Raw genomic sequence first — 22,800 nt, 5'->3', positions numbered from 1 at the left:
CCAATGTTAATATTAGCGTCAACAAAATCCTTGGTCAGTCAGATGCTGCATAATTTCTTAATTACGAATTACGTTAGCAAAGCGGGGCCAGCCCATTACAAATTAAGAATTACTAACCGTTTTCTCAACCCGCAAAAAATGCACCCTTCCTGATTGTTCCCCTGCCACAATTGTCACGCCATCAGGTGCAACTGCACAGCAAGAGATGTAACTTTCTCCCGTAAAAGTGGCAATGACCTTCATAGTTGCCAGATTCCACACTTTGATAGTGTTGTCATTAGATGCAGAAATCACCTGTTGCCCATTCGGGGTAACGGCGACGGCATTTACCGAAGAGTTATGACCCTTAAGAGTGAATAGTTCTTTTCCATCTGCCAGATTCCATACTTTGAGGGTGTTGTCATCTGAGGCAGAAATTACCTGTTGCCCATTCGGGGTGACGGTGACAGTTTTTACTGAAGAATAATGACCTTTGAGGGTGAATAGTTCTTTTCCATCTGCCAGATTCCATACTTTGAGGGTTTTGTTATGGAAGGCAAAAATCACCTGTTGCCCATTCGGGGTGACGGTGACGGCATTTACTGAAGAGTTATGACCCTTAAGAGTGAATAGTTCTTTTCCATCTGCCAGATTCCATACTTTGAGGGTGTTGTCATCTGAGGCAGAAATCACCTGTTGCCCATTCGGGGTGACGGCGACGGTTTTTATCGAAGAATAATGACCCTTGAGGGTAAATAGTTCTTTTCCATCTGCTAGATTCCAAACTTTGAGGGTTTTGTTATGGAAGGCAGAAATCACCTGTTGTCCATTGGGGGTGATGGCGACGGCACTTACTGAATTACTATGACCCTTAAGGGTGAATAGTTCCTCTCTAGTTGCCAGATTCCAGACTTTGAGGGTTTTGTCACCGGATGTGGAAATCACTTGTTGCCCATTGGGGGTGATGGCGACGGTTTTGACCGCAGAATTATGACCCTTGAGGATGAATAGTTCCTCCCCCGTTCCCAGATTCCAGATTTTGAGAGTTTTGTCATGGGAGGCAGAAATCACCTGCTGTCCATTGGGAGTAATAGCGACGGCATTTACTAAAGAATTATGACCATTGAGGGTGAATACTTCTTCCCCCATTCCCAGATTCCAGACTTTGAGAGTTTTGTCATGGGAGGCAGAAATCACTTGTTGCCCATCGGGGGTAACAGCGACAGTTTTGACCGCAGAATAATGGCCTTTAAGGGTGAATAGTTCCTCCCCGGTTACCAGATTCCAGACTTTGAGAGTTTGGTCATCTGAGACAGAAATCACTCGTTGCCCATTGGGGGTGATTGTAACAGCATTTACCGAAAAATAATGTCCATTGAGGGTGAATAGTTCCTCCCCAGTTACCAGATTCCAGACTTTGAGAGTTTTGTCATGGGAGGCAGAAATTACCTGTTGCCCATTGGGGGTAATTGTAACTGCATTTACCCAAGAATAATGACCCTTAAGGGTGAATAGTTCCTCCCCAGTTACCAGATTCCATACTTTGAGGGTTTTGTCATGGGAGGCAGAAATTACCTGTTGCCCATTGGGGGTGATGGCGACGACATTTACTGAAGAGTTATGACCCTTGAGGGTGAATAATTCCTCCCCAGTTGCCAAATTCCAGACTTTGAGGGTTTTGTCATCTGAGGTAGAAATCACCTGTTGTCCATTGGGGGTGACAGCGACGGTTTTGACCGCAGAATGATGACCCTTAAGGGTGAATAATTCCTCCCCAGTTGCTAGATTCCAGACTTTGAGAGTTTTGTCATCTGAGGCAGAAATCACCTGCTGTCCATTGGGGGTGACGGCGACAGTATTTACCCACTGATGATGACCCTTGAGGGTGAATAGTTCCTCCCCAGTTGCCAAATTCCAGACTTTGAGGGTTTTGTCATCTGAGGCAGAAATCACCTGTTGTCCATTGGGAGTGATGGCGACAGCATTTACCGAAAAATAATGACCCTTGAGAGTGAATATTTCCTCCCCGGTTGCCAAATTCCAGACTTTGAGGGTCTTGTCATGAGAAGCAGAAATCACCTGTTGCCCATTGGAGGTGATGGCAACGGAACTTACTGAGTTAGTATGACCCTTAAGGGTACGAAGTAAGCGTCCGCCTGGTGGCGTTAAGCTAAGAGTCAAGGGACATAGCCAAGGAGTAGTTGTCTTTTGCTTAATTTGTGCCAAAAATAAGCGAATGTCATTGGGCATTTTTTGATGTAGTAACCGTCCGTGCAATTGACTTGCTAATTGCTGCTTATCTGTGACTAAAATATGGGCTGATAGTCTCAATGCACCTTGAATTAATTTGAGACATCTGACTTTCTCAGAGTTGTATTTTGAATAATTTAATGTCTCTTCACGATCAATCAAATCATAGTCTTCAATTAGTCGTTGCATCCCAAACTCAGGATGGTGAAGCTTCGCCACCAAAAAATCAAAATCAGTCAGGGTCTGGTAATACTTCTCTAAATTTTCCGACTTCACCAAGTTGGGTACTAAACTACCCAAGTAAGCACGTTGAAAAGCGGGACTTTGTGCCGCTAACTTGTCAGCAAATTCTCCCATCTCAAGCCATCTTCCTTACAAGGTAGTCAGCAATGCGTTGATTAATCTCTTGAAATGGCTTCCGTTTAGGGTTTAGCTCCCGTTTTGCTTTTAAAAAGTCTAAAAAACTAGCATGATAGATGCTGTAGCAGATTTCTCCTTCTAAATATTGCAACTTCAAATACTCAACCAACTCATATAAAACTGATTGCACATCATATTCATCCTGTTCGGTAATTGCCGCTATCATTTCACAAGGAATTGGTGTACCAATCTCCACTAAAATAAACAGAATAAATACCTTTATTTCTTGGGGTTTTTCATCTATCCCCATGCGCTGCCAATGGACTTGATAATAATCTTGCAGACCAGCGGGTAATTGCTTTAAACTCAGGTCATCATAGTCACCTTTAGCAATTCCTGGCAAAACATAGCGCAGATACATGAAATTGTTTTCACTCTTATTTGCTACCTGCTCAACAAAATCGTCATCAGAAATATTGCGGTTTTGAATCCATTGCTTAATTGCATTTTTATAGTCTGGATCGTCATTTAAAAAGAACCGAATATACTCCTTGATATCTTCACGACTCAAGTTAACATACTGACTTCGCCTTAAATCTAGCTCCTCCATCGGGACATCTGGAGCATACAAGTGTTTTGTCTCTATAGTATATGGTCTTCTAGTCAGCAGAAAATAGACACGTTCTGGTAGCGCCGTTGGTAAATCTAAAAGATTCCCCCCTGGTTTTTGTTCCACTTCATCCAGCGCATCAACTACAATTACCAGACTTTCACTAACGGTCATTTTTCTGCTAACTTGTTCTAGTAATTCCGCTAAATTAGCATTGTCCACATTTTGCAACTGGTAACGCTTAATTAATTGTTTGCGAATACTTTCAAGAAATAGAGCCGGTCGATTGCGTCCCTCGGAGCGAATATTAAAATAGCATGGTGATTTATTGTCCCAAACGTATTTAGCCGCGATGGCACTTTTCCCCATCCCTGCATCACCCACCACTGTAAAGTAACCACTGCGATTTTTATCACAAAATTGCTTAAATGTGTCAAAAACAAACTGACGACCGCAAAATGAGCGAACTTTTTCTTTAATTAATGACTTAAATTCCCTGGGATACTCATCTAAATTCCATTCTGGGAAGGGTTCAAAATCTTTAGCTTTGCTTTTTTTAGCAACATTAATAAATATTTCTCCAAACTCCTCTAACTCCGAGCTCAATTCAATTCTCAACAATCGGATATCAAATTCTAAATCCGTTCCCTGCAAAAACTTTTCTACTTCCTTGACAAAACCTAAAGGATTATTGGCAGTATAAGCACTCCAAAAGGCTTTTTTAATCTTTGTTTCCCTAAAAAGATTCAGCATGGCTTCCGGCTTACCAACACCATACTCAATTAAAGAGTAGACATAAACACCGTCAATATCTTTGGGTGGTTGTGCTGGGTCAAAATTAAATTGTTTTAAAAGTCTGACTACAGTTTCATTGCGTTGAGCTTGATTAATTACTAGAGAAGCCGCAGGTTTAGCAAGACTCTTCAGTGCTTTCACTACAATATCAATACTCATATTCGCTAAGGGTGGAGATAATTGTTACACCTTTAAGGTATCTTAGCGAAAAATCACAGAAATTAGCCCTTGTAAAGCTATATTACAGCAATAGCTAGCTCTTACTTCTTCCTCTGCGTTCTCTGTGTTCTCTACAGTTCGATTTTACAGAGATATTTTTGTCTCACGCAGAGGCGCAAAGGCGCAGAGAATAACAATAGAGGTGTTGCAATAGTGACATTTCGACTGACAAACACCAAACTTCAGCCTCTGAACCGCAATGTTCTCGCTGGAAACCGAAACATTCTCGTTTCAAACCTGAACATTCTCGTTTAGAACCCGAACATTCTCATTTCAACCCAGAACATTCTCGTTTCAAACCAGAACATTCTCATTTCAACCCAGAACGTTCTCGTTTCAACCCAGAACGTTCTCGTTTCAACCCAGAACATTCTCGTTTCAAACCAGAATATTCTCATTTCAACTCAGAACGTTCTCGTTTTAAACCTGAAGCATCAAATATCAGAGGTGTTAATCCTCTTGTTCAACTGCGCTTTCGTGCCATTTACGTAAGATAAAGTCCGATAAAGCACTCAAGCTGACGAAAATTAACACACCCAACCCCGTAGTCAAGAATAATGCGGCGAACATTCGCGGAATTTGCAGGTTATAGCTGGAAATGAGAATGCGATAGGCGATACCGGATTTTTCCCCTCCAGTTCCCGCGACAAATTCCGCGACAACTGCGCCAATTAAAGCTAAACCACCGCTAATTTTTAACCCACCTAAGAAGTATGGCATAGCACTGGGTAAGCGGAGATACAGCAGGGTTTGCCAACGAGAAGCTTTGTAGAGTTGAAATAAGTTAAGTAAATTGCGGTCTACACTGTTGAGTCCCAAAGTAGTATTAGAGACGATGGGGAAAAAGGCGACAATCCAGGCGCAAACTACTAAGGCGGCGAAGGTGTTGTTTTTGAGCCAGAGAATAATTAAAGGTGCGATCGCAACTATGGGCGTTGTCTGTAAAATAACTGCATAGGGAAAGAAACTGCGCTCAATCCATTTGCTTTGGGTAAACAATATTGCTATCAATAACCCAGAAATTGCAGCCGCAACAAAGGCGACAATGGTTATTTGTAGAGTAATTAATAAGGATGAGAACAACTCATTCCAATCACTAATTAAGGTTTGCAATACTAAGATGGGGCTAGGGAGAATATAGGGCGGTAATTGTGTAATTCGCACGAATATATCCCACAATAGCAACGCGAAAATCCCCACTAATACGGGTGCAAAAATATCAGGTGATAGTAATTTGGGGCGACGTTTAAATAGCATCCTTTTCTAAATAAGGCTTTTAATTAAAGATAACTCGTTAGGGGTGTCATTTGTCTTTAGTCATTTGTCATTTGTGAAGGTTTTAGGTTTATTGAAATTTCGTGATGCGGTTTATTTCTTTACTTTTTTTATTTATTCAAAATGCCACCTTTGGGGAATAATTCATCGCTATTTCTAGAGATTGGGAAACCTGGCGACAATATTCGTTATACAAAGATGAGGTACGAAATTCCTCGCTACGGGGGTAAGGTGCAGTAATTTCAATATCTGCAATCATCCGTCCGGGGTTTGTCCCCATCACTACTACCCGATTTGATAAATACACTGCTTCGTATATATTATGGGTGACAAAAACCACTGTCCAATGGTGTTGATACCATAAATCTAGTAAGTCACTGTTGAGTTTACTGCGGGTGATTTCATCTAAAGCCCCAAAGGGTTCATCCATTAAGAGAATATTTGGTTGCGTCACTAAAGCCCGCGCAATTGATACTCGCATTTTCATCCCCCCAGATAACTCACGGGGGTAACTACGCTCAGATTTTTCTAATCCTACTAATGCCAATGTTTGCTGCACTAAACTATTAGCATCTTTTTGAGAAATTCCCGCTAGCTTTAACGGTAGGCGGACATTTTCTTTCACATTAGCCCAAGGCATCAGTGCTGCATCTTGAAACACAAAGGCGAGTTTGCGTGCTTGGGGAGACAAACCCCAGTCAATAGTACCAGAACTGATGCGCCCTAGTCCGGCAATTAATTTGAGGACTGTACTTTTACCACACCCAGAAGGGCCGACGATGCTGATAAATTGTGATTCTGGGATAGTTAAATTTAAGTCTTGCAGCGCCACTGTGCCATTTTTGTAGACTTTGCTAATGTGGCTGAGTTGAATAGCGGGAGGGTTATTCATTAGAAACAGGTAGAGAATAGCCTGCGATCGCATTAATTATCGTAAACCCTATTGCCACTCTCAAGCATTTCTCAACCTTTATTTTTCTTCACTCTGTGTCCTCTGTGTCTCTGCGGTTGATTTACAAGCACAAATTTATCCGCATTTATCTACGTTTATCCTCTTCCATTCCTGCGGAACGCTACGCGAACGGCGGTTAATTTTTTATTCTTGTACCTCATCAATATGCTGAATCGTTATAACGCAACCTATTTATTTAATCATCAGGAAATTGCCAAGAAGAAATACTTTCAACATCTTGGCTATTGCATTGAGTACAAGTAGCATCAAATCTTGAATCCATCCATTCATAACCACAAGCACGACAATGACAGAAAATATTATTGCGGTTGGCATCTTTTAATCCTTGATACCATTGCTGTAGTTCTTCAGCCTTTTCAAAAGGAGAATTATCAGACATTTAGATAAGCCTTGAAAACTAAGTAAATCGGTAAAAATCAACCAAACTCTTACCAATGACAAATGACTAAGAACAAATGACAGCCCTAGCCAATTATCTTTAACCCACCGCCCAACTTACAACATTTTTTCTAAGAATTGCTTCGCGCGATCGCACTGTGGATTCTGGAAAAATTCACCAGGGGTAGTGTCTTCTGCTAAAATACCTTGGTCGAGAAACATAATCCGACTGGCTACTTCTCTAGCAAACCCCATTTCGTGGGTAACTATCGCCATTGTGATTCCGGTTTGCGCTAAGTTTTGCATCACTTGTAGCACGTCTTTGACCATTTCCGGGTCTAATGCAGAGGTGGGTTCATCAAAGAGAATCATCTCCGGTTCCATTGCTAAAGCACGGGCTATGGCAACTCTTTGTTTCTGTCCCCCTGATAATTTAGATGGGTACACATCTGCTTTTGCTTCTAAGCCGACTTTTGTGAGTAACTCTAGCGCTTTATTTTCGGCTATTTTTTTATCTACTTTTTTCACTTTAATTGGCGCATAGGTGACATTTTGCATCACTGTCATGTGGGGAAATAAATTAAAGTGTTGAAACACCATCACCAATTGTTGCCGAACTTGTCCGATATTGATTTGAGGATGAGTTATTTCTTGATTATGAAAATAAATTTTACCTTTGCTGGGACGTTCCAGCAAATTCATGCAACGTAAAAATGTAGATTTACCTGAACCAGAAGGGCCGAGAATCGCTACAACTTCACCTTGGTGAATTTCTGTGGAGATATTTTTGAGTACGTCGAGTTTACCGAAGGATTTACACAAAAATTCTGTCCGAATTAAGACGTTACTCACTTTGTCTTAACCTCCTTTCTAAAACCGATGCACCAAAGGTTAAACCCATGACTAAAGCATAGTAAATAAACCCTGCAAACAGTAGCGGCTCAAAGTAAATATATTTATTTGCACCGACAATTTGAGCGCTGCGTAAGATTTCTACTACTCCAATTGTCGAGACTAAAGCTGAGTCTTTCAATAGTCCAATAGTTTCATTTACCAAAGCCGGGAGAATGTTTTTTAAGGCTTGGGGTAAGATAATGTCCCACATCATCAAGCCATAAGGAACACCCATAGACATCGCCGCTTCCGTTTGTCCTTTATCTACCGCTTGAATTCCCCCACGGATGGTTTCGGACATATAAGCGCCAGAGTTGAGGGTAAAGGTTAGCACTCCTGCTGTTAAAGCTGAGATGTCATAGCCTGTTAGTTGGGGTGTGGCATAGTAAACTAACGCTAACTGTAATAGTAATGGTGTACCGCGAAATATAGAGGTATAGGCGTTAGCTAGCCAAGTCAGGGGTTTGATTCCCGTAATTTTGCAAAGAGAGAGAATTGTCCCCCAAATTAACCCTAGAAATACTGAGAATAGAGTAAACAATAACGTTAGGGGAATACCTTTGAGGATAAAAGGTATTTCGGGGATGATTCTCGTAAAGTCTAAATTCAAACCACCTTTAGCTGGTGCTGAAGAGACGTTAGTAGCGGCGGTAGTTTGGGAGAACCATTTAGTTACTAATTGCTTGAGTTCGCCTTTTTGCTGCATTTGTTGCAAAGCTTGGTTAAAAGGCTGTACCAAAGGAGAACTTTTCGGAAAAGCGATCGCCGAACCACTGGCTTCTTCAGAAGGAATGACGTTAAACTCTAACTCTGGGTTGGCTTGGGCAAATCCCCTCGCTACAGTATCTTCCACAATGGCAGCATCAATTCGCCCAGATTTAATTTCTTGAATGGCTTCTGGTACTTTATTAAGTTGTTTTAGCTGAATTCCGGTAACTTTCTCAGCTATTTTTTTAGCATTTTGCTCTTGAATAGTCCCCAACTGTACCCCTACTTTCTTCCCCGCTAAGTCTTGGGGTTGCTGAAGATTGCTAGTTTTCGGGGCGACAATGGTATCTTTAGCTTCGTAATAAATAATCGAGAAATCAACATTTTTCTTGCGTTCTGGGGTGGGAGTCATCCCCGCCATCACAAAATCAGCGCGATTGGCTTGGAGTGCAGGGATTAAGCCATTAAAATCGGATTCCATTACCTGGAGTTTAAACCCCAGTTTTTGCGCCAGATTTTTAGCAATATCAATATCAAAGCCAACAATTTGGCGATCGCCTCCTTGAGTATCATAGAACTCATAAGGGGGATAATCTGGCGAAGTAATCAATGTCAGTGTATCTTTGCCTACAGATGAAGCTGCGTTGAGAGAATAGCTTTGACCTGTGACAATACTTATGACAACCATTGCTGCAAACAGCAAGGTTAATATTTTTCGTTTAGGGTATGGGGCATTGGGCATGGGAGATTGAGTATTTCTTACCTTGTCCCCCTCTGCTCCCCTGCTTCCTCTGCTCCCTCTGCTTCCTCATCCCAGTCCCTCAAACTTTGTAATACTCTACACCTTTATTGACAAATTGCAGGGTAAATGAGTCTTGATACTTAACATTCGACTGGGTAATTCCAGATAGCACCATGTTGTCAAATACTAATTTCCACCTAGCCTCACTCATCGCCCCAATTCCAAGTTTTTCTGCAGTATCAGAAATTACAATTCCATATTCTTTGAGTTTGGTAAGACTATAAGCCAACTGCTCATCTGTCATTTCTGGATTCGCTTTCTTGATTAAATCATTACCAGGTTGAGGATTTTCTAAGTAACTATACCAGCCCTTAATTGAGGCATCAACAAAGCGTGTTACCAAGTCGGGATTTTTGTCTACTAATTCTCTCTTGGTCTCAATTGTAGTTGCGTATGTGGGATAACCATAATCTGCTAGTAAAAACACTATCGGTTTAAAACCACCTTGCTTTTCAACCGCGAATGGTTCTGAAGTGATATATCCTTGTTGCGCTGAGGTTTTGTCAGCCAAAAAGGGAGCAGGATTGAAGTTGTAAGGGCGTTTTTGTGCGTCGGTAAAACCATACTTAGCTTTTAGCAGTGGCCAATAAGTAACGTTTGCAGCAGCGGATACATAAATCGGTTTGCCTTTGAGGTCGGCAAGGGTTTTAATTGCTGTGTTGGGATGGGTAATGATACATTGAGGGTCTTTTTGAAAAATTGCTGCTACGGTAATTTTGGGAATGCTTTGTGCTACTGCATTGATAGCATCAATACCAAAACCCATGAAAAAATCTACTGCACCACCCATCAATAACTGGGTACCACTAGGTACTTGCGGGCCACCCATTTTAATGGTGACATCAAGACCGTGATTTTTGTAAATTCCAGTTGCGATCGCCTGATAAAATCCGCCGTGTTCTGCTTGTGCTAACCAATTTGTACCAAAGGTTACTTTATCTAACCCAGAAGTTGTCATTTTTTCAGAGTTGCTATTAGCACAGGCACTCACGATGCTACTACCTATACATAAGGAAGCATACTGAAGAAATTGGCGGCGATTCAGGTTATCAAATGTTGCTGATGCGGATGGCGGCTGATTCATGGGATAAAATAAGGCCTCTATTTACTGGGGTGTTTTAGCTGATTCTGAATGTACATTCCAGAATTAACTTTTGGTTCACCAGTGAATAGGGTTGAATGGCTAAAGCACGCTGAAAAGCTTGAATTGCTTCAACATATTTACCTAAAGCTGCATAACATAAGCCCATACCGTGGAGTGCGCCAAAATGTACAGGATTGAGATTCACAACCATCTGACAATCTGCTAAGGACTTTTGATAATTACCCATGCTGTAGTAAAGAAAAGCACGACGATTCCAAGCTTCAGCAAAATCTGGTTGTTCGTTAATTAATCTTGTTAGCACTTCTTCAGCTTCAGTAGTTTCCCCAGCATCCAATAATTTCTGGCTGTGGTCAATTTTCTCCAGCCCATAAATGCCTTTTTGTTGAAACCAGATGCGCCAGATTTTCTTAGTCGCTTGTTCCCGGACTGTAGCATCTGAATTTTTCAAATCTTCAAGTAAAGAGCTGATAGATAAAGAATCCATAAATTCGGTCTAGGTAAATGTATGTATATATCAACTGTCGCACAAAAATCCCTACTTAAACATATTTAAAGTCATCTTTAAATTCTCTTAATTAGAGTTACAAAATTAACGTTTTCAGTGTTACATTTTTTATGTATTCAGTAATACTATTGGTACTGGTTTTTAGCGTAAAATTTATAGATAATTAGTCATTAGGACATCATAAATTTAAAAATAGCAGCTGACTTTTGGTAGTTGACAAAACAAGTTAACTAACAGTTGATAAAAACATCACAAAAAAAACCAAGTAATCTATGCCAAAGCCAAATAGTGTTTCCAGGCATATTGTTCTCACATCCCATCCCAATAGTTTTGGCCCCAAACCAAACCCCATTCATTGGGGCGCAGCCGAGCCGATGGAACGTGGCCCGATTATCGCCACTTTGACCAAGCAAGCGCACCGAAATGTGATTGGCACCCATTCCGGTAGTTATGCTGTCTATCGTGCTTTAGCGGTGGCTAGCGGGGCTTTACAGTCAGATCATCGCGCCGATTTGACTAACACCTCGCCAGTTACTCATATTGGCCCCCATCCCAGTTGGGCTGATCCTGATAAAATTGTGTCCCTAGACCCCTTTGGGGCGGTAGCTAGTGAGGTATTTGCCTCTTATTACGCCCAAGGTTATGACATCCGCCCCACAATTGCGATTACTCAGGCTCATATTAATATGCCGGAGCTGCAAGAAGCGGTAGATAAGGGACGCTTGCAGGTGGATGGCAAAATTATGAAACCAGGCGGTGATTTGGTCGTTACCAAGGCGGCGATTGAGCCAGTTTGGTATTTACCAGGAATTGCCAAGCGGTTTAGCATTCAAGAAACAGATTTACGCCGCGCTTTATTTGAACAAACTGGGGGGATGTTCCCCGAATTGGTGACACGTTCTGATTTAGAAGTATTTTTACCCCCAATTGGCGGTGTCACAGTTTACATTGTCGGTGATTTAGCTGCGATCGCAGATCCCAATAAACCGCTAGCTGTGCGGGTACATGATGAATGTAACGGTTCTGATGTCTTTGGTTCCGATATCTGTACCTGTCGCCCTTATTTAGTACATGGGATTGAAGTCTGCGTCCAAACTGCACAGGAAGGCGGCGTGGGTGTAATTGTCTACTGCCGTAAAGAAGGACGTGCTTTAGGAGAAGTTACCAAATTCTTAGTTTACAACGCCAGGAAGCGACAAGAAGGAGGCGATCGCGCTGATGCTTACTTTGCCCGTACAGAATGCGTGGCGGGTGTGCAAGATATGCGCTTCCAAGAATTGATGCCCGATGTGTTGCATTGGTTGGGTATTACCCGCATTGACCGCATGGTATCAATGAGTAATATGAAGTACAACGCCATCACCCAAGCGGGGATTGAAATTGTCGAACGGGTACCCATCCCAGAGGATTTGATTCCCCAAGATGCACGGGTGGAAATTGAGGCGAAGAAGGCGGCTGGCTACTACACCACAGGTGATGTGTTAGATGCGGAAAGTTTAGGTGAGGTGAAGGGGCGAGATTTGGAAGGATAAAGTATCAAGGATGAAGGATAAAACTTCATCCTTACTCTTGCAGGAGGTGAAGAGTGGATAGACGAACCGCGAAGGCGCGAAGTACACAAAGAGAAGAGGGGGAAGAAGAGATTGTGAGATATCTTCGTTCTCCGGAGGCGATTCGAGAAAGATGTGGGCAATTATTTTCTTGGGTATGTGAGGGGAACTCAGAGAATTTTGCTTGCGATTTGACGCAGTTGGGAAAGGTTGCGGATTATGTGATTGAGGTAATCCGCACAGAATACCCAAATTTAGATATTCCCTTTCACAGCCGTTGGCGACATTTTGAAGTTGGGGGTGTAAGGCGAGTCGCGAATTTAGATCCTCAGTTGGTGGGATTATCTCCTGCTGATAAAGTGGCGGCTAAGTTTGATTTGGCGATTGTGAGTGTGCTGCTAGATGCTGGTGCTGGGGATAAATGGCATTATGATGAGCTGGAAACTGGCTTAAGATTAGGTCGTTCGGAAGGCTTGGCTGTGGCTAGTTTCCGGATGTTTTGTGAAGGCAATTTTGCACTTAATAGCTTACCCCAGGCTGATGCTTATCGCTTACAAAGATTAACTGAAGCAGAACTAGCAACTGGATTCCAAGCCAATGCGGAAAATCCCTTAGTGGGAATTACCGGAAGATTGAATTTATTACAAAAGTTAGGAAAAGTCATAGTTACTTTCCCCCATTTATTTGGATATCACAATCCTCGTCCGGGGAATTTAGTTAATTATCTCTTGGGTAAGTCAGAAAATCGACAGTTAGCTGCTACTACTGTATTAGATGCAATCCTAGAAGGGCTGAGTGATATTTGGCCGGGAAGATTAGAGATAGCTGGGGTAAATTTAGGTGATGTTTGGCAACATCCAGCTATTAATGATGATGGATTAGTGCCTTTTCATAAGCTGTCTCAGTGGTTGACATATTCTTTATTGGAACCGCTACAAGAACTGGGTATAACAATTACTGGTTTAGATCAACTCACTGGTTTACCAGAATATCGCAATGGGGGTTTATGCGTTGATTTGGGATTAATTACTGTGAAAAATCCTGAGATTTTCCGCACTTCTCACTCCGTAGCATCAGAAATTATCGTTGAATGGCGCGCTTTGACAGTGATTCTTCTAGATTTGATTGCGGCGACAGTACGCGACAAGTTGGGTATGAGTAGCGAAGAACTCCCATTAGTCAAAATCCTCCAAGGGGGAACTTGGACAGCCGGACGCAAAATTGCTGCTGAACTCAGAACAGGTGGGATACCCCCCATACAAATAGAAAGTGATGGCACGGTATTCTAGGGGACTGGGGACTGGGGACTGGGGATGAGGGAGATGAGGGGGATGAGGGGGAACAAACACCCAACATCTAATTACCAATTACCCATTACCAATTACCCATTACCAAATGACAAATGACAAATGACAAATCAAGTTACGTTAATTGAACATCCATTGATTCAGCACAAACTAACACTGATGCGGCGGGCGGAGACGAGTACAACGAAGTTTCGTAACCTCGTTAAAGAAGTTAGTTTGTTGTTGGCTTATGAGGTAACGCGGGATTTACCTGTGAAATATGAAGAGATTCAAACGCCTCTCGCCGCGATGAATGCGCCTGTGCTTGCACCAGATAAAAAGCTAGTGTTAGTTTCCATTATGCGGGCGGGACAGGGGATTTTAGATGGGATGTTGGAGTTAATTCCTTCAGCTAGGGTGGGACACGTGGGTTTATATCGTGACCCAAAAACACTGATTCCTGTGGAGTATTATTTTAAGGTTCCCCATGATGTCGAACACCGAGATATGATTGTTGTCGATCCGATGTTAGCAACCGGTAATTCGGCGGTGGCGGCGGTGGAACGCTTGAAATCAACGAATCCGTTATCGATTAAGTTTGTCTGCTTATTGGCTGCACCGGAAGGGATTAAGCATTTTTGTGAGGTACATCCAGATGTGCCTTTATATACGGCTGCTATCGATGACTATTTGGATGAGCATGGCTATATTATCCCCGGTTTAGGAGATGCAGGCGATCGCTTGTTTGGCACAAGATAAGGAAAATGCCCTATGCCCTATGCCCCATGCCCCATGCCCCATGCCCCATGCCCCATGCCCCATGCCCCATGATAATTAATCTGAATGGCGATTTTCTCCAAAGTAAGCAGTACCTAATGCTTTGGGTGGTGTTGATTTCCCGGCTAATCCTACCAATGCGAATAAAGCGATCGCATAAGGTAACATGACTAAAAATTGGTAAGGTATATTTGCCCCTAATGCTTGAATTCGCAGTTGCAAAGCTTCCGTAGCCCCAAATAGCAAACAAGCCAAAGCACTACCTAGAGGATGCCATCTGCCAAAAATTAAAGCTGCGATCGCAATAAATCCTTTACCTGCACTCATCCCCTCGGCAAAAAATCTCACTTGTACCAAGGTTAAATAAGCACCTCCCAAACTAGCAAGGCAACCGCTAATGAATACAGCAAGATAACGTACCCTTGTTACCAAAATTCCAGCAGTATCAGCAGCTTGCGGCGATTCTCCCACAGCCCGTAATGTCAGCCCAAAGCTGGTTTGAAATAATATATATGTTGTGAAAATAACTAATATTAATAGTGAATATACTAAAATATCTTGCTGAAATAACAAAGCCCCGATCACGGGAAGATTCGCCAAACCAGGAGTAATTATCGCCCCAATTCCCGGTAATTGCTGTGTACTACTACCGCCAAATACCAGCCTTCCTAGAAATGATGTTAACCCGGCGGCGACAAGATTAATTGCTAGTCCAGAGACTAATTGATCAACCCGCAAAGTTACACATAAAAAGGCGTGGAGTAACCCTACCAATCCGCCAGCAATCACAGATGCGATGACACCCAGCCAAGGATTTCCACTGTAGAAAGTAGCAACAGCACTAGTAAAAGCCCCAGTTAATAACATACCTTCCAAAGCGATATTTAACACCCCTGAGCGTTCCGAATACAATCCCCCTAAAGCAGCAAATCCCAAGGGTACAGCTAGACGCACAGTCGCAACCAAGTAATCAGAGAAAAAATTGAGATTATTCATAGAGCTATTTTTAAACGCCAAGGTTCACTGAGGAAAGCGTAAAGCAGAGTTTTCTTGGCGTTACTCTGCGTTAACCTTAGCGTGACTCTGCGTTTTTACTCTGATTGCCCTTTCCACCGCCAAACTAATCGCAATAAACAATACCGCTAAACCCTGAATAGCGTACACCACAGTTACCGGCACACCTGCACTCCGTTGCATGACATTCGCACCACTACGCAGCGCCGCAAAAAATAGCGAAGTTAACACTACACCGACCACACTACCACGACTGAGAAATGCGATCGCAATGGCATCAAATCCATAACCTGGCGAAACTTGTTCAAATAGCCGATATTTCAACCCCATTACTTCACAACTACCAGCCAAACCCGCTAAACCTCCCGCTAAAGCCATCACTAACATAATGGTACGTTCTACCGACATTTGAGCATAACGGGCGGCGATGGGGTTAAATCCCACTGCGGTAATTTGGTATCCTAAAGGCGATCGCCCTAACAACACCCACAATATTACTGCGGCAAGTAAAGCTAATAAAATCCCTGCATGGGCGAGGCTTTGTGGTAGTATAATCGCTAGACGGGCGGTCTTGGCTATTAATGGCGAGTAAGGACTAGGCGCGCCTGGTGCCATTAAGGGATTCTGTACGAGGTAACTAACTAAATTTACGGCAATGTAATTTAGTAATAACGTAGTGATTACCTCATTTACTCCCCGTAAAGCTTTGAGATAACCAGGAATCCAACCCCAAACCGCACCAAATAAAAATCCGGCGAACATTGCTAGAGGAATATGAATTACAGCAGGTAATCCCTGCACATATAATCCAATTAAAGTACTTCCCAACGCACCTAAGTAAATTTGTCCTTCACCACCGATATTAAATTGTCCAGCTCGTAATGCTACCAATACCCCCAAGCTGGTGAACAATAGCGGTGTCATTTTGGTGAGGGTGTTACCAAAACCAAAGTAGCTGGAAAGAGATTCTTGGAATAAAGCTGTGTACGCAGTGAGGGGATTTGCCCCAGCTAGGAGGATGAGGATAGCACCGACGAGTAGAGCAGATGTAATAGCAATTAGCGGTGATAGGATTGGGAGCAGAAATTTCATGCGATTATTTGCGATCGTTTTGTCATCTTTGCCAACCCTCAGCTTCAGAAATGAGTATAAAATAATATCTCGATTAGAAACCATGAAAAAACTTTTGCTATGAATACCTCAACAGCGAAGTTTTGCCATGACTAGCAATACTATTCCTCACAAGAGTGATTGCTCTAAATTTATACAGAGTATTGTATCCCCATTTGCGTTATAGAGGTTATTGATGAATGTTAGGGATGTGAAATTACAAGTTAGCCACTCATGGGAAAAGGTAACAACCAAACATGAAAAATTCTCTTCTCTAGCGTCTCGTTTCTAGTCTCTATATCCTATTTTTAAGCTAGTATGAGAAACCTATATTACTGCTCTAGGTTTCTAGTCAGCTATAATGTAACAAATTAAATGTCAGCCAACTTATTAATTTTTTAAAAAGTCTATAGTAAATCAAAAATATTTTTACAACCTATTTTATGTAAAGGATTCTAGTTTTCATGTAATCTAAAATCCCCCACTATTTAACGCTTATTTATAGCCGATTATGGTATTAGGAATTTGTTGTTACTTCTCTTTTGATAAATAAAGCCCGATAAACAGGCTCACCTTTGTTTTGAGTAGCTGTTTCTCGTTCTGTAGCTACGGGTAGAGGATTTTCTGTCAGCCATTCTTCAGCACTCAATTTCTGAAATGCTGGATTTTCGGCAAAAATATTCCGCATTTCTATTGCTAAAAACTCTATATCTGATTGCAAAAATACAACCCCGCCAACAGCCAAATAATTCGCTAACTCTGCCACTAATTCTGGTTGCACTATTCGCCGTTTCGCATGGCGAGTTTTAAACCAAGGATCGGGAAATTGAATTGTGACACGTTGTAAGATACCTGGTGGCAAGACAGATAAAAGTGGCTGTAAAGATTTATTTACATTGCAAAATAAATAATGGAGATTTGTTAATCCTAAATCTGTAGATAAATGATTTGCCTCTACCACTAAGGGTTCTCGAATTTCTAAACCGAGAAAATTCCACTCAGGTTCTATTTTTGCCATATTCAACAAAAACCTTCCCCTAGCACAGCCAATATCTAAATGTAATGGTTGGTAAGGCTGGGTATATACTTTGTCCCAATCAAGAGTACTGATTGCTTTTTGATACCTTTGGGCAAGGGGATTAACATGTTGACGTACTCGCACAGCGGCCAAAATAGATTCTCCTTCACACGATGATCTCAAACAACAAGGCTGTAATTGCCTGATTGTAATTAGCAATTAACCAATATTTTATCTTAAACAAGAATACTCGAGAAAAGAGCAACGTCAATTTGTTGAAAAATTTGTTTGCTCTTTATCATCTATATTTGAATAGCTCTAACATTATGAATGGCCGATGCCAGACAATCTACTTTATATTTCATTGATATAATTGCCTCATCAGCTAAAAAATCAATAAAGATTTAGCAAAATATCGGGATTGGTGATTAGTAAACATCAAAAAAAACAGCGGACAGCATTGGCTGCATCTATAACATAATTAAAAGTATTTCTTCTATCGGAGAATTTTTTACTATAGACTTCACAGAGATACGAACTACTGGCTGTAAGACTTTCATCAGTAACACTCATCAACTATATTCACAAAGACTGATGAAAAGTTTGATCCTTGGTGTCTACTCTACTCTAATAACTACCACAAGCGACGTAAAACCACCTTGAAGGGTTCCACAACAACCCTAAATCTGCAAAAATGGTTCTGGTAAAATCAGTCTGTTGAATAGCATATATGCCTGATTTTTAAGATAAATCTCATGCAGTTATCGGCAACGATTAATGTGTAGAAATGTTAAGGCTTGACGCTTCAAAGCAGGTTAACAAAGCACAAGTTATACTCTTGGGAAAAGGCTTGTTTTAAACCCTAATTTTATAAACTATCGTGAAATCAATGGCTCTAAATTTTCGGTTTGCCATAGTTAGCGATTTACATATCGCACTAACCCACACAATTTGGGATCATCCCAGCCGCTTTCATCTAGTGGAAGTTAGCATCCCTGCTTTTGAAAGCATATTAGAACATTTAACACAGCTCGACTTAGATTTTCTCTTAATCCCAGGAGACTTAACGCAACATGGCGAACCAGAAAACCATGCTTGGTTACAACAACGTTTAGCTAAGTTACCTTTTCCTGCCTATGTTGTACCTGGAAATCACGATGTTCCTGTGTTGATGGCTGATGAACAATCGATCGCCTTTGCTGATTTTCCCTACTACTACCGCAAGTTTGGTTATGACAATCCCCAGCAACCTTATTACACAACTGAGTTGCTACCTGGAGTCAGACTAATTGGCTTAAATTCTAATACTTTTAACGAACAAGGTCAGCAAATAGGGCGTTTAGATGATCAACAGTTCCAGTGGTTAGAAGAAGTACTAGCAAAAGTCAAAGATGAATTAGTTTTGGTGATGGTGCATCACAATGTAGTTGAGCATCTACCCGATCAATTACGCCATCCGATGGCAAATCGCTATATGTTGGAAAATGCCAGAGAATTAGTGCAATTGCTCAAACGCTACAACGTAAATTTAGTATTTACTGGGCATTTACACGTACAGGATGTTGCTTGCTCTGAAGGTGTATATGATATTACCACTGGTTCTTTAGTTAGCTATCCTCATCCCTATCGTACATTAGAGTACCATCGTGATAATTACGGTAGACAATGGTTACAAATTTTATCTCATAGAGTGGAAGCAGTACCAGATTTTCCCAATTTGCAACAATTATCTAAAGAGTGGATGGGCGATCGCTCTTTTCCCTTCCTCATCAAGTTACTAACTTTACCACCCTTAAACCTGCCCATTGACCAGGCAAAAGAACTAGCTCCTAGTTTACGAGACTTTTGGGCAACTATTGCCGATGGCGATGCTTTATTAGACTTTCCCCAGTTCCCCCACAAAGTCCGCCACTACATTCAAAAATACGGTGCGATCGCTAATAGTGGTACTCCTACTCTGATTGATAACAACAGCACAATTTTGTTGCCGAGGTGAGGAGTTGGGGATTGGGGACTGGGGACTGGGGATAAGGGAGATGAGGGGGATGAGGGAGATGAGGGGGATGAGGGGGATGAGGGAGACAAGGGGAGAAATTCCCATTACCAATTACCAATTACCAATTACCCCATGCCCAATGCCCAATGCCCCATGCCCCTATTTTAAATATCCAACGCCCGACAAATCCCAAATACTGAGGTGTAACCATGTAGGAAGGTGCTACCGGCAACGGGGCCGATTTCGCCGTTACAGAAAAAACCACCTACAGGGATATCTTTGATGTAGCGTCGAAATAACTCAGAATCAAAGTTGGGTTTGCCATATAGTCCTTCACCGCGTCCTACGCAAGCAAACATTAAAGCGGCGGTGGCTGAGGCTTCATCAGGATGTTGGCTTTGATACTGTTCTAGGAGAAATTCTAAATCGGTGGCAGAAGTTTCAGCATCACGTAGGTGAAATTGTAGCCTTTGACCCGGACGCACGCGATCGCCAATTGCGATCGCACCAGCTGAAGGATCTACTCCCAAAATCCCGCGAATTAAAAAGTCTCCCTGCTGCAAAGAAGGCTTAAACCCATCCATTGCTACACCGACAAACAAAGAATGTTGTGCTAACATTCGTTCTGTTTCGGTGAGGTTGGCAATCACTTCCCGCAATACTACTAGCGGCACTTGCTCATCTAGTTCCAAAATAATATTGCGTTCGGCTTTCGTTACCTGCATTGGTTCGCCAATGGGCCGACATCCTTGCGCCACAATGGTTTCTAGCACAATATTGCCACTCAAAGCCAATCCTACTGTACCTTCTCGATAGAGGCGATCGTTACAAAATAACGCCAAGCGACCACTCATACCCCCAGCACTAGCCTGTCCGCCAATGGTTACCGATCCCGGATAAGCAAAATCTAGCCCTTGTAGTAAATCGTTGATTCCTGATGAAAAGGAACCAGATAGCAAAATAAATTGCGGTGTCGGTGAAGGTGGGACACCAATTAAATCGATCCAAGCATCTGGTGAACTATCCAAATCTGGCAATTCTTCTGCCACAACGTGAAAGACTTGCAAATCCACCCCTGGTAAATGTGCCAAAGTCAAACTTAAAGCTGCTTCCGCTTCTAGTTCTTGGGTTTGTCCCATGTCTGTAGTGCCAATTACCCCACCACCACTGCAACCAATTAGCACAGGTACAGAAAGTTTCTCTGCTAGCAAAGGCAAAAGTCGGGAATACTCACTACCAAACGCCGACGAAATAAATACCAGCCCCAGATCCGGAGGCGCTGTTAACGACGAGACAGCCCTTTCTACCACCTCTGTGATTGCTGCTTCCAAAGAAGGACGGGTTGATAGGGCGTTTGCCCACTGCATTTGGTCTGCCATGAGTTTTAGGCTTTTTTCTCTCGTTGGGCTGGTTTTTTTGAGTTTTGTTCCTGGATATAATTTCATCCGACAAGAATTGAAGGCAATTAAATTTATCTCGCTTCAATGACCTGTCTATTCCAGAAAGCTAGGGTTGCTATTCCCTATTAGATTTATGCAATCTATTGTATGATTATACTTTTGTAGTACTGGCTATACAAAATCTTAAAAGATAAATATAGGTTTAGTATATCTGCCAGCGTTTATTGTATTAGTTATAGATCACCAAACTAAAACACTAACTTAACAGCTCAGTGGTTAGAATGGTGAAGTTAGCACAAAAAACTGCCATTTTTGACATTTTTCTATACTGGTATTAACACCACACAACGAGACTAAAGCTATGAGCGACATTCAAGAAAAAATCCAAGAAGAAGTAGAACAAGCCCGTACTGTCTGTGACATCTCAGGTAGCAATTCTGCCGAATGTGCCGCAGCTTGGGATGCAGTCGAAGAATTACAAGCTGAAGCTTCTCACCAACGTCAAAATAAACAAAAAAATTCTTTAGAACAGTACTGTGACGACAATCCAGAAGCAGCAGAATGCCGTCTTTATGATGACTAAAAAGTGAGTTGCTAAATTTTTTTCCTCTGACAGACAAGCAACCAAGACCTATTTACGGTTATCTTGTACCTTTACGCCAACCCCTGCCTAATGTTACGCCACTTGATATTTAATCATCCTGAAATTAAGGATAATTAGGGATTGATAGTGAGGCGTAGCAATTAAGAAGTTTTGTTCCTCAGCAAAAACTTCTACTAAAAATTAGGGATTTATGGGGGTGTAGCTGCCTTTAATCTTCAGGTATGTGTTAAAACTCTGCCGAAGATAGCTACAGGCTAGTGCAAGATAAAAGTTAAGGATCTTTGAGTTGCTTGTTTTTTTATTAGCTATCATGTGACAGTTATTAGCTAGTTAATAACTTATTAGATATCCTCAATATGGGTCATGATTCTTAGTTATGGTGTTGGATTTATATTCTGGTAAAAAATATGGGAAATAATGTTTGGTTTCGCCCGTTTGTTTGGTTAGATTTCAGATTAGCGTTGACTTTTATGGTAATTATTCCGCTAATTCTGTTAATTTGGGCATTTGTGCAGAAAGCAGAAGGAATACAACGCCTATTAACGATTTACTGGCGAGTATCGAGTATATTAGCGGTTACTGTTTACTTAATGATTGGGGGATTTGGGGTTAGTTTTCTCTCAGGATTGATGGGTCGCATTTTGATCCCTATTTCATTATGGTTTTGGGTAGACCTCAATGATGAAATCGAGTATCAAGCCAGTGGAGCGTTAAAATTAGTTTTTACCTCTTGGCGTTGGGCAATGACAATTTATGGTATTCTCGGCACGATCGCCTTGATTCCTTTTTTGGGTTGTGCTTTTTCCGAGGCTACCTTCAAAAGTCCATATTGTCGCGTTTGGTTAGAAGCCCCATCACTCTTTAAAGAATATTTCCATGCTAATAGTAAACCTGCGTTCCTCGGCTTTTTGGGGATCATGGGCTTAGTCTTTTATGTTCTCTACTTAAGCTACTTTGTATTAGTTAAGCTAGGTAAACAAGGCCGTTCCGCTACACAACAGTAATTACAGAAAGCATCAAGGATGAAGGAAAATATACATATACAGCAGATTCGATGTGTATGAGGTACAGCAAGTAATTGAAAAAAGTAATGAGTAATAAGTAATGAGTAATAAGTAAATTTCCTACTCATTACTCATCACTCATGATGTACCTCACCTACTTCAAAAGTGCTGTATAGTTCACTTTCATC

At 41.7% G+C, this 22,800-nt stretch carries 19 protein-coding genes; 6 read left to right on the top strand and 13 right to left on the bottom strand.

What is annotated here, in order from left to right; translation table 11 throughout:
- Nucleotides 1–102: 102 nt before the first annotated feature.
- From HG267_RS00660 to HG267_RS00620, 9 genes are all read right to left on the bottom strand, one after another.
- A complete protein-coding gene (locus HG267_RS00660; protein WP_045867452.1) occupies nucleotides 103–2,586 on the bottom strand; it encodes a WD40 repeat domain-containing protein in 2,484 nt (827 codons plus the stop codon).
- A gap of 1 nt (nucleotide 2,587) precedes the next feature.
- Entirely contained in the window at nucleotides 2,588–4,153 is a 1,566-nt protein-coding gene (locus tag HG267_RS00655) for an NACHT domain-containing protein (protein ID WP_045867453.1), read from the bottom strand.
- Nucleotides 4,154–4,663: 510 nt separating this feature from the next.
- Complete coding sequence (locus HG267_RS00650) at nucleotides 4,664–5,470, bottom strand: ABC transporter permease (protein WP_045867454.1); 807 nt, start codon at nucleotides 5,468–5,470, stop codon at nucleotides 4,664–4,666.
- A gap of 136 nt (nucleotides 5,471–5,606) precedes the next feature.
- Complete coding sequence (locus HG267_RS00645; RefSeq protein WP_045867455.1) at nucleotides 5,607–6,380, bottom strand: ABC transporter ATP-binding protein; 774 nt, start codon at nucleotides 6,378–6,380, stop codon at nucleotides 5,607–5,609.
- Between the two features lie 256 nt (nucleotides 6,381–6,636).
- Entirely contained in the window at nucleotides 6,637–6,840 is a 204-nt protein-coding gene (locus HG267_RS00640) for a hypothetical protein (RefSeq protein WP_045867456.1), read from the bottom strand.
- Nucleotides 6,841–6,956: 116 nt separating this feature from the next.
- On the bottom strand, nucleotides 6,957–7,691 hold the full coding sequence (locus tag HG267_RS00635; RefSeq protein WP_045867457.1) for an amino acid ABC transporter ATP-binding protein: 735 nt from the start codon (nucleotides 7,689–7,691) through the stop codon (nucleotides 6,957–6,959).
- A complete protein-coding gene (locus HG267_RS00630; protein WP_096621637.1) occupies nucleotides 7,684–9,183 on the bottom strand; it encodes an ABC transporter permease subunit in 1,500 nt (499 codons plus the stop codon). Before HG267_RS00630 ends, HG267_RS00635 begins: the two co-directional genes overlap by 8 nt.
- Before the next feature lie 79 nt (nucleotides 9,184–9,262).
- Nucleotides 9,263–10,327: an ABC transporter substrate-binding protein gene (locus HG267_RS00625; RefSeq protein WP_045867458.1), complete on the bottom strand. Its 1,065-nt coding sequence runs from the start codon at nucleotides 10,325–10,327 to the stop codon at nucleotides 9,263–9,265.
- Between the two features lie 34 nt (nucleotides 10,328–10,361).
- Nucleotides 10,362–10,832, bottom strand: a complete 471-nt coding sequence (locus HG267_RS00620; protein ID WP_045867459.1) for a tetratricopeptide repeat protein — start codon at nucleotides 10,830–10,832, stop codon at nucleotides 10,362–10,364.
- Nucleotides 10,833–11,125: 293 nt separating this feature from the next.
- Between HG267_RS00620 and HG267_RS00615 the strand changes: the two genes are divergently transcribed.
- The 3 genes from HG267_RS00615 to upp all read left to right on the top strand — a co-directional run bounded on the left by HG267_RS00615 (nucleotide 11,126) and on the right by upp (nucleotide 14,448).
- On the top strand, nucleotides 11,126–12,385 hold the full coding sequence (locus HG267_RS00615) for a GTP cyclohydrolase II (RefSeq protein ID WP_045867460.1): 1,260 nt from the start codon (nucleotides 11,126–11,128) through the stop codon (nucleotides 12,383–12,385).
- A 53-nt stretch (nucleotides 12,386–12,438) separates the two neighbouring features.
- Nucleotides 12,439–13,692 (top strand): URC4/urg3 family protein, encoded by a 1,254-nt coding sequence (locus tag HG267_RS00610; RefSeq protein WP_045867461.1) that lies wholly within the window; start codon nucleotides 12,439–12,441, stop codon nucleotides 13,690–13,692.
- A gap of 120 nt (nucleotides 13,693–13,812) precedes the next feature.
- On the top strand, nucleotides 13,813–14,448 hold the full coding sequence (upp, locus tag HG267_RS00605; protein WP_045867462.1) for a uracil phosphoribosyltransferase: 636 nt from the start codon (nucleotides 13,813–13,815) through the stop codon (nucleotides 14,446–14,448).
- A gap of 75 nt (nucleotides 14,449–14,523) precedes the next feature.
- Here the strand turns inward: upp and HG267_RS00600 are convergent, their stop codons facing one another.
- The 3 genes from HG267_RS00600 to trmB form a co-directional block, all read right to left on the bottom strand.
- Nucleotides 14,524–15,462, bottom strand: a complete 939-nt coding sequence (locus HG267_RS00600; RefSeq protein ID WP_045867463.1) for an ABC transporter permease — start codon at nucleotides 15,460–15,462, stop codon at nucleotides 14,524–14,526.
- A 60-nt stretch (nucleotides 15,463–15,522) separates the two neighbouring features.
- Entirely contained in the window at nucleotides 15,523–16,572 is a 1,050-nt protein-coding gene (locus HG267_RS00595; protein WP_045868772.1) for an ABC transporter permease, read from the bottom strand.
- A gap of 535 nt (nucleotides 16,573–17,107) precedes the next feature.
- Nucleotides 17,108–17,761, bottom strand: coding sequence for a tRNA (guanosine(46)-N7)-methyltransferase TrmB (gene trmB, locus HG267_RS00590; RefSeq protein ID WP_045867464.1), 654 nt, complete (start codon nucleotides 17,759–17,761; stop codon nucleotides 17,108–17,110).
- 736 nt (nucleotides 17,762–18,497) lie between these two features.
- On the opposite strand from trmB, the gene HG267_RS00585 reads away from it, so the two are divergent.
- Complete coding sequence (locus HG267_RS00585) at nucleotides 18,498–19,604, top strand: metallophosphoesterase family protein (protein WP_045867465.1); 1,107 nt, start codon at nucleotides 18,498–18,500, stop codon at nucleotides 19,602–19,604.
- A gap of 164 nt (nucleotides 19,605–19,768) precedes the next feature.
- Here HG267_RS00585 and HG267_RS00580 read toward each other — a convergent pair whose 3' ends face one another.
- Complete coding sequence (locus HG267_RS00580) at nucleotides 19,769–20,983, bottom strand: FIST N-terminal domain-containing protein (RefSeq protein WP_045868773.1); 1,215 nt, start codon at nucleotides 20,981–20,983, stop codon at nucleotides 19,769–19,771.
- Between the two features lie 382 nt (nucleotides 20,984–21,365).
- On the opposite strand from HG267_RS00580, the gene HG267_RS00575 reads away from it, so the two are divergent.
- Entirely contained in the window at nucleotides 21,366–21,587 is a 222-nt protein-coding gene (locus tag HG267_RS00575) for a Calvin cycle protein CP12 (protein ID WP_045867466.1), read from the top strand.
- 428 nt (nucleotides 21,588–22,015) lie between these two features.
- Complete coding sequence (locus tag HG267_RS00570; protein ID WP_045867467.1) at nucleotides 22,016–22,612, top strand: DUF3177 family protein; 597 nt, start codon at nucleotides 22,016–22,018, stop codon at nucleotides 22,610–22,612.
- The last annotated feature ends 188 nt before the right edge of the window (nucleotides 22,613–22,800 follow it).

The organism is Tolypothrix sp. PCC 7601 (assembly GCF_025677855.1).
GTDB classification, from domain to species: Bacteria; Cyanobacteriota; Cyanobacteriia; order Cyanobacteriales; family Nostocaceae; genus Aulosira; species Aulosira diplosiphon.
Note: the sequence above shows the minus strand (reverse complement) of the source record. Positions and strands in the feature narration are given on the sequence as shown.